This is a genomic window from Listeria rocourtiae subsp. hofi, from assembly GCF_963575615.1.
Classification (GTDB): Bacteria; Bacillota; Bacilli; order Lactobacillales; family Listeriaceae; genus Listeria_A; species Listeria_A hofi.
Genome location: NZ_CAUYTL010000018.1, coordinates 54,680 through 60,697, shown reverse-complemented (window position 1 = coordinate 60,697; position 6,018 = coordinate 54,680). Strand labels below are relative to the sequence as shown.

Here is a 6,018-nt window from a genome sequence, read left to right as displayed (position 1 = left end):
AAGCTTTTCAGCGCCGATGGTAGTAGGGGGCTTCCCCCTGTGAGAGTAGGTCGTCGCCGGGCAATGTACATATTTTGGGGGCTTAGCTCAGCTGGGAGAGCATCTGCCTTACAAGCAGAGGGTCAGCGGTTCGATCCCGTTAGCCCCCATTTAATCAGGCCGGCTTAGCTCAGTTGGTAGAGCAACTGATTTGTAATCAGTAGGTCGCGAGTTCGACTCTTGCAGCCGGCACCATTTTCATCGTATATTTTTATTGTGAGCCGTTAGCTCAGTTGGTAGAGCATCTGACTTTTAATCAGAGGGTCGATGGTTCGAGCCCATCACGGCTCATTTTTTGCGGGTGTGGCGGAATTGGCAGACGCACCAGATTTAGGATCTGGCGCCGCGAGGCGTGAAGGTTCAAGTCCTTTCACCCGCATTTTATACTTAAGCGGAAATAGCTCAGTGGTAGAGCACCACCTTGCCAAGGTGGGGGTCGCGGGTTCGAACCCCGTTTTCCGCTCCAAAAATTAGGTTGCCATTATAAAGTTTCTAACGCCGGGGTGGCGGAACTGGCAGACGCACAGGACTTAAAATCCTGCGGATAGTGATATCCGTACCGGTTCGATTCCGGTCCTCGGCACCATATACTTATATAATGCGCCCGTAGCTCAACTGGATAGAGTACTTGACTACGAATCAAGCGGTTAGAGGTTCGAATCCTCTCGGGCGCGCTTTCGGGAAGTAGCTCAGCTTGGTAGAGCACTTGGTTTGGGACCAAGGGGTCGCAGGTTCGAATCCTGTCTTCCCGACCATTAAGAAAATAATCCTTATGTTTTTATGAAGGGGCCTTAGCTCAGCTGGGAGAGCGCCTGCTTTGCACGCAGGAGGTCAGCGGTTCGATCCCGCTAGGCTCCACCAACTATTTTGTGAGATAAAAGGTACGTCTATTTATTATAATGGCGGTGTAGCTCAGATGGCTAGAGCATTCGGTTCATACCCGAAAGGTCGTGGGTTCGACTCCCTCCGCCGCTACCTTTTAATTTTGGACCTTTAGCTCAGTTGGTTAGAGCAGACGGCTCATAACCGTCCGGTCGCAGGTTCGAGTCCTGCAAGGTCCACCTATCACTATTTTTTATCATATCATGGAGGAATACCCAAGTTTGGCTGAAGGGATCGGTCTTGAAAACCGACAGGCGGGTAAGACCGCGCGGGGGTTCGAATCCCTCTTCCTCCTTTTCTACTTAGTGATTTGTGGATGAAATAATATTATTGTCGCGGGGTGGAGCAGTCTGGTAGCTCGTCGGGCTCATAACCCGAAGGTCGCAGGTTCAAATCCTGTCCCCGCAATTGGTGGTTCCGTGGTGTAGGGGTTAACATGCCTGCCTGTCACGCAGGAGATCGCGGGTTCAAATCCCGTCGGGACCGCTTTACTTAAGGCTTGGTAGCTCAGTTGGTAGAGCACTTGATTGAAGCTCAAGGTGTCGGCAGTTCGATTCTGTCCCAAGCCACCTTTTCAATATGAAGAATTATCTTAAGCCGGCTTAGCTCAGTTGGTAGAGCAACTGATTTGTAATCAGTAGGTCGCGAGTTCGACTCTTGCAGCCGGCACCATATTAGCGATAGTGGCGGCTATGGCGAAGTGGTTAACGCACCTGATTGTGGTTCAGGCATGCGTGGGTTCGATTCCCACTAGCCGCCTTTAAAAATTTAAATTTGGATTGTGCGGGTGTAGTTTAGTGGTAAAACTACAGCCTTCCAAGCTGTTGTCGTGGGTTCGATTCCCATCACCCGCTTTTGTACTACATTATATATTATGGGCCTATAGCTCAGCTGGTTAGAGCGCACGCCTGATAAGCGTGAGGTCGATGGTTCGAGTCCATTTAGGCCCACCATAATATTATTCCACAGTAGCTCAGTTGGTAGAGCAATCGGCTGTTAACCGATCGGTCGCAAGTTCGAGTCTTGCCTGTGGAGCTTGTAAGTTTTATATTGGGGAAGTACTCAAGTGGCTGAAGAGGTGCCCCTGCTAAGGGTATAGGTCGTTAACGCGGCGCGAGGGTTCAAATCCCTCCTTCTCCGCCAGTATAAAAGATGCGAAATTAGGTTTAATAATGAGGCCCGTTGGTCAAGCGGTTAAGACACCGCCCTTTCACGGCGGTAACACGGGTTCGAATCCCGTACGGGTCATCGCTGATTATAAAGAACAATGTCATTTATGGCATTGTTCTTTTTATTGCTAAAAATGCATTGGAGGATAGGTATGAAGAGTAATAGATTCAAGTTTTGGATTTTAACAGTGGTTGTTGCTATATCTGGATTATCTCAGGGGTTATTGTTGCCGTTGATTTCAATTATATTTGAAGGAAAAGGTGTTTCTTCGGGATTGAATGGATTTCATGCCACTGGTATATACATTGGGGTGTTATTAGTATCACCGTTTATTGAGGCGCCTTTACATCGCTTTGGATACAAGCCGATTATTGTTGTTGGAGGTGGACTTGTAGCTGTTGCTTTATTGATATTCCCACTCTGGTTTAATTTATATTTCTGGTTTATTTTACGTTTGCTGATTGGTGTGGGAGATCATATGTTGCACTTTTCTTCTCAGACTTGGATTGGGGCAATGAGTCATCCTTCGAAGCGTGGCAGGAATATGGCGATTTATGGGCTGTTTTTTTCACTGGGGTTTGCAATCGGGCCGCAGTTAGTGAATTTGATGGCAATTAATGCGAATTTACCATTTCTTATATCGGGCATTCTGGTTCTGATTGCTTGGGGACTTGTATGGTTTCTTAGGAATGAGTTTGTTGCAGAGAGTGCGGTTATACGTGAAATTTCTTTTTTTGGTAGTTTGAAGAGGTTTTCGGGTGTGTTTAAATTGGCTTGGATTGCAATGCTTCCGCCTTTTGTTTACGGGATATTGGAGACTGCGCTTAATGCTACTTTTCCTATTGTTGGGCTTCGTGATGGGATTCCACAGGCCATGGTCGTGACGATTATTTCTGCTTTTTCAGTAGGGACGATTTTATTTCAGGTTCCAATTGGGATTTTGAGTGATAGGATTGGTAGGGCTAAGGTTTTACCGATTTTTGTAGGAGTGGGGGCTGCATTATTTTTTGTGACGGCTTTTGTTTCTAATAGTATTTTATTGATTGCGATGTTTTTTGTTATGGGGATTTTTCTTGGGTCGATGTATTCACTTGGATTGTCTTATATGACGGATCTGACGCCGCTTGAGCTGTTACCTGCTGGAAATATTTTAGTAGGGATGAGCTTTAGTTTGGGAAGTATTATTGGCCCTTCTGCGACAGGAATCATGATTGGTTTATTCGGGAACGATGTGTTTTATTTTGTGATTACTGGGCTATTGGTTGTGGCTTTTCTGGCCTTGTTTTTTGGGAATGCTCGAAAAAGTTCGACAATAGTGTGATTTTTTAGTTGACAGGAATTTCATGGGATGGTAATATAAATTCAATACATCAGAACTGGATGTAATTAATTTCATATGATAACTCTTATTGTGAGTGGTAGAGGGACTGGCCCTGTGAAACCCGGCAACCTTTCAGTTTTTGAAAAGGTGCTAAATCCTGCGAAACATCATGTTTCGAAAGATAAGAGAGTGAATACGGATTTGTATTTTTAGATATTCGTAGCCTCTCTGGTCTTTGCTGGAGGGGCTTTTTATATGAAAAAAATAATGAAGGATTGGTGATGCGAAATGGCGAAAGTTCAAAGTTCAAATTTGGGGTATCCGCGTTTAGGTGAGAAACGTGAGTGGAAGAAGGCGCTTGAAAATTATTGGAATGCTAAGATTTCTGAAGAGCAATTACTTTCTGAAACTAAAGAATTGCGTTTACAATCTTTGAAAAAACAACAGGATAAGGGGATTGATTTGATTCCAGTAGGAGATTTTTCTTTCTATGATCACATTTTAGATACGAGTATCACGTTTGGAATTGTGCCAAAACGGTTTGGCTATGAGGCTGGGAAAGTGGATCTTGATACATATTTCGAGGTTGCGCGTGGGAATGATGGTGCCGTGGCTTCGGAAATGACGAAGTGGTTTAATACGAATTATCACTATATTGTGCCTGAGCTTGTGGATGCGAAGCCGCAGTTGACGGAGAATCGGGCATTGTTTTACTATGAGGAAGCGAAAAAAGAACTTGGTATCGATGGAAAACCAGTTATTGTTGGACCGATTACTTATTTGAAATTGGCAAAAGGGAATGCTGATTTTAAAGGGTTATTGAATCAGTTAGTTCCGCTTTATGGTCAAATTTTGAAGGAGTTGCAGGATGCTGGTGCGAAATGGGTGCAGATTGATGAGCCTTACTTGGCCACTAGTTTTGACAAGGAAGAGCTGGCTTTGTTTGAGGAAGTTTATGCTTCGTTTAAGGATGTTGCGCCTGAATTGAAGATTGAATTGCAAACCTATTTTGAAAGTCTTGATTATTTTGAAGAGGTTGTTAAACTGCCTGTGGATGCGATTGGTGTAGATTTTGTTCATGATCACGGGGAGTCGATTGAAGCGCTTGAGAAATTTGGTTTTCCTGAGGATAAAACATTGGCAGCTGGGGTGATTGATGGACGTAATGTATGGCGCGCAGATTTGGATGCGAAGTTAGCATTATTGGAGCGAATTGCAAAAGTTGTATCGAAAGATCGCTTGATTGTACAGCCTTCTAGTTCATTGCTACACGTACCTGTAACAAAAGCGAGTGAGTCTGATTTAGATGACGTGCTACTTGGAGGCTTGTCATTTGCGGATGAGAAGTTGGTAGAGTTAGTAGCGCTTACGGGGGCACTGAACGGGGATGCGGTTGCGACGGAATTTGCAGAGGCGAAAGAAGCATTATCAGCAATTAATGGATCGCATCACCGAAATAATGCGGAGGTTCAGGAAGCGATTCGCAATTTAGAGAATGTAGATGTTAAACGTGAATTACCTTTTGCTCAGCGGATTAAGTTGCAGCATGAGTGGTTACAGTTGCCCTTATTGCCGACAACGACGATTGGTAGTTTCCCGCAGTCGCCTGAGGTCAGGAAGAAACGCTCGGATTGGTTAAAAAATGTGATTACGGATGCGGAGTATGAGAAATTCATTGAGGTGGAGACGGAGCGCTGGATTCGGATTCAAGAGGATTTGGATTTGGATGTGCTCGTACACGGTGAGTTTGAAAGAACGGATATGGTGGAGTATTTTGGTCAGAAGCTAGATGGATTCCAAGCGACAAAATTTGGTTGGGTGCAGTCATATGGTTCGCGTGCGGTGCGTCCGCCATTGGTTTATGGAGATGTTGCGTTTACGGAGGCAATCACGGTGAAGGAAAGTGTTTATGCACAATCATTGACGGATCGTCCTGTGAAGGGAATGTTGACGGCGCCTGTTACGATTATCAACTGGTCGTTTGTGCGTGATGATGTGCCAGATTATGTGGTGGCGAATCAGGTTGGTTTGGCGCTACGTAAAGAGGTGGAGGCACTTGAGGAAGCTGGTATTCGTGTAATTCAAGTGGATGAACCGGCGCTTCGTGAAGGTTTACCACTGAAACGTTCGAGATGGCAGAAGTACTTGGATGATGCGGTATATTCATTCAAGTTAACGACAACTTCGGTTAAGAATGATACACAAATTCATACGCATATGTGTTATGCGGAGTTTGAAGATATAATCGATACGATTAGCGCACTTGATGCAGATGTAATTTCAATTGAGACTTCACGTAGTCACGGTGAAATTATTGAGACTTTTGAGAGAGTTGGATATGATAAGGAAATTGGTCTTGGTGTATATGATATTCATAGCCCGCGTGTTCCGACTACGGGTGAGATTCAGGAAAATATTCATCGAGCTCTAAAAGTGATTGATGCGCGTCAGTTCTGGGTGAATCCGGATTGCGGTCTAAAAACGCGTAAGGAGAAAGAAACGATTGCAGCATTGCAGGACATGGTGCGTGCGACGAAAGAGATTCGTGAAACGTACAAAGTTATAAAATAATAGGAAATGAGGCGCTAGGAACGGCATGATGTTGC

Annotated in this window: 2 protein-coding genes, 22 tRNA genes and 1 riboswitch; all 24 genes read left to right on the top strand. The window is 44.8% G+C overall.

Annotation, left to right across the window (positions count from 1 at the left end; all coding sequences use genetic code 11):
- Window positions 1–76: 76 nt before the first annotated feature.
- The 24 genes from R8925_RS09250 (at window position 77) to metE (ending at window position 5,983) form a co-directional block, all read left to right on the top strand.
- Window positions 77–149: transfer RNA gene (locus tag R8925_RS09250), tRNA-Val, on the top strand.
- Window positions 150–158: 9 nt separating this feature from the next.
- Window positions 159–234 (top strand) — tRNA-Thr (locus R8925_RS09245).
- A 23-nt stretch (window positions 235–257) separates the two neighbouring features.
- Window positions 258–330 (top strand) — tRNA-Lys (locus R8925_RS09240).
- A gap of 6 nt (window positions 331–336) precedes the next feature.
- Window positions 337–418: transfer RNA gene (locus R8925_RS09235), tRNA-Leu, on the top strand.
- Window positions 419–430: 12 nt separating this feature from the next.
- Window positions 431–505: transfer RNA gene (locus tag R8925_RS09230), tRNA-Gly, on the top strand.
- Between the two features lie 31 nt (window positions 506–536).
- Window positions 537–625 (top strand) — tRNA-Leu (locus R8925_RS09225).
- Between the two features lie 14 nt (window positions 626–639).
- Window positions 640–713: transfer RNA gene (locus R8925_RS09220), tRNA-Arg, on the top strand.
- Window positions 714–717: 4 nt separating this feature from the next.
- Window positions 718–794, top strand: a tRNA-Pro gene (locus tag R8925_RS09215).
- A 30-nt stretch (window positions 795–824) separates the two neighbouring features.
- Window positions 825–900 (top strand) — tRNA-Ala (locus R8925_RS09210).
- Between the two features lie 40 nt (window positions 901–940).
- A tRNA-Met gene (locus tag R8925_RS09205) sits at window positions 941–1,014 on the top strand.
- Window positions 1,015–1,026: 12 nt separating this feature from the next.
- Window positions 1,027–1,100, top strand: a tRNA-Ile gene (locus R8925_RS09200).
- Window positions 1,101–1,126: 26 nt separating this feature from the next.
- Window positions 1,127–1,216, top strand: a tRNA-Ser gene (locus R8925_RS09195).
- A 39-nt stretch (window positions 1,217–1,255) separates the two neighbouring features.
- Window positions 1,256–1,329 (top strand) — tRNA-Met (locus R8925_RS09190).
- Between the two features lie 5 nt (window positions 1,330–1,334).
- A tRNA-Asp gene (locus R8925_RS09185) sits at window positions 1,335–1,407 on the top strand.
- Window positions 1,408–1,417: 10 nt separating this feature from the next.
- Window positions 1,418–1,490: transfer RNA gene (locus R8925_RS09180), tRNA-Phe, on the top strand.
- Window positions 1,491–1,517: 27 nt separating this feature from the next.
- A tRNA-Thr gene (locus tag R8925_RS09175) sits at window positions 1,518–1,593 on the top strand.
- Between the two features lie 14 nt (window positions 1,594–1,607).
- Window positions 1,608–1,680: transfer RNA gene (locus R8925_RS09170), tRNA-His, on the top strand.
- A 24-nt stretch (window positions 1,681–1,704) separates the two neighbouring features.
- Window positions 1,705–1,775 (top strand) — tRNA-Gly (locus R8925_RS09165).
- 22 nt (window positions 1,776–1,797) lie between these two features.
- Window positions 1,798–1,874: transfer RNA gene (locus R8925_RS09160), tRNA-Ile, on the top strand.
- A 9-nt stretch (window positions 1,875–1,883) separates the two neighbouring features.
- Window positions 1,884–1,956 (top strand) — tRNA-Asn (locus R8925_RS09155).
- Window positions 1,957–1,973: 17 nt separating this feature from the next.
- Window positions 1,974–2,064: transfer RNA gene (locus tag R8925_RS09150), tRNA-Ser, on the top strand.
- A 33-nt stretch (window positions 2,065–2,097) separates the two neighbouring features.
- Window positions 2,098–2,169: transfer RNA gene (locus tag R8925_RS09145), tRNA-Glu, on the top strand.
- A gap of 73 nt (window positions 2,170–2,242) precedes the next feature.
- Window positions 2,243–3,412 (top strand): MFS transporter, encoded by a 1,170-nt coding sequence (locus R8925_RS09140; RefSeq protein WP_430535583.1) that lies wholly within the window; start codon window positions 2,243–2,245, stop codon window positions 3,410–3,412.
- 82 nt (window positions 3,413–3,494) lie between these two features.
- A riboswitch (SAM riboswitch) is annotated at window positions 3,495–3,600 on the top strand.
- A 100-nt stretch (window positions 3,601–3,700) separates the two neighbouring features.
- Window positions 3,701–5,983 (top strand): 5-methyltetrahydropteroyltriglutamate--homocysteine S-methyltransferase, encoded by a 2,283-nt coding sequence (gene metE / locus R8925_RS09135; protein ID WP_430535582.1) that lies wholly within the window; start codon window positions 3,701–3,703, stop codon window positions 5,981–5,983.
- The last annotated feature ends 35 nt before the right edge of the window (window positions 5,984–6,018 follow it).

Coding starts and splice junctions, on each gene's coding strand:
- R8925_RS09140 (WP_430535583.1), top strand. CDS start 2,243: ATGAAGAGTAATAGATTCAAGTTTTGGATTTTAACAGTGGTTGTTGCT.
- metE (WP_430535582.1), top strand. CDS start 3,701: ATGGCGAAAGTTCAAAGTTCAAATTTGGGGTATCCGCGTTTAGGTGAG.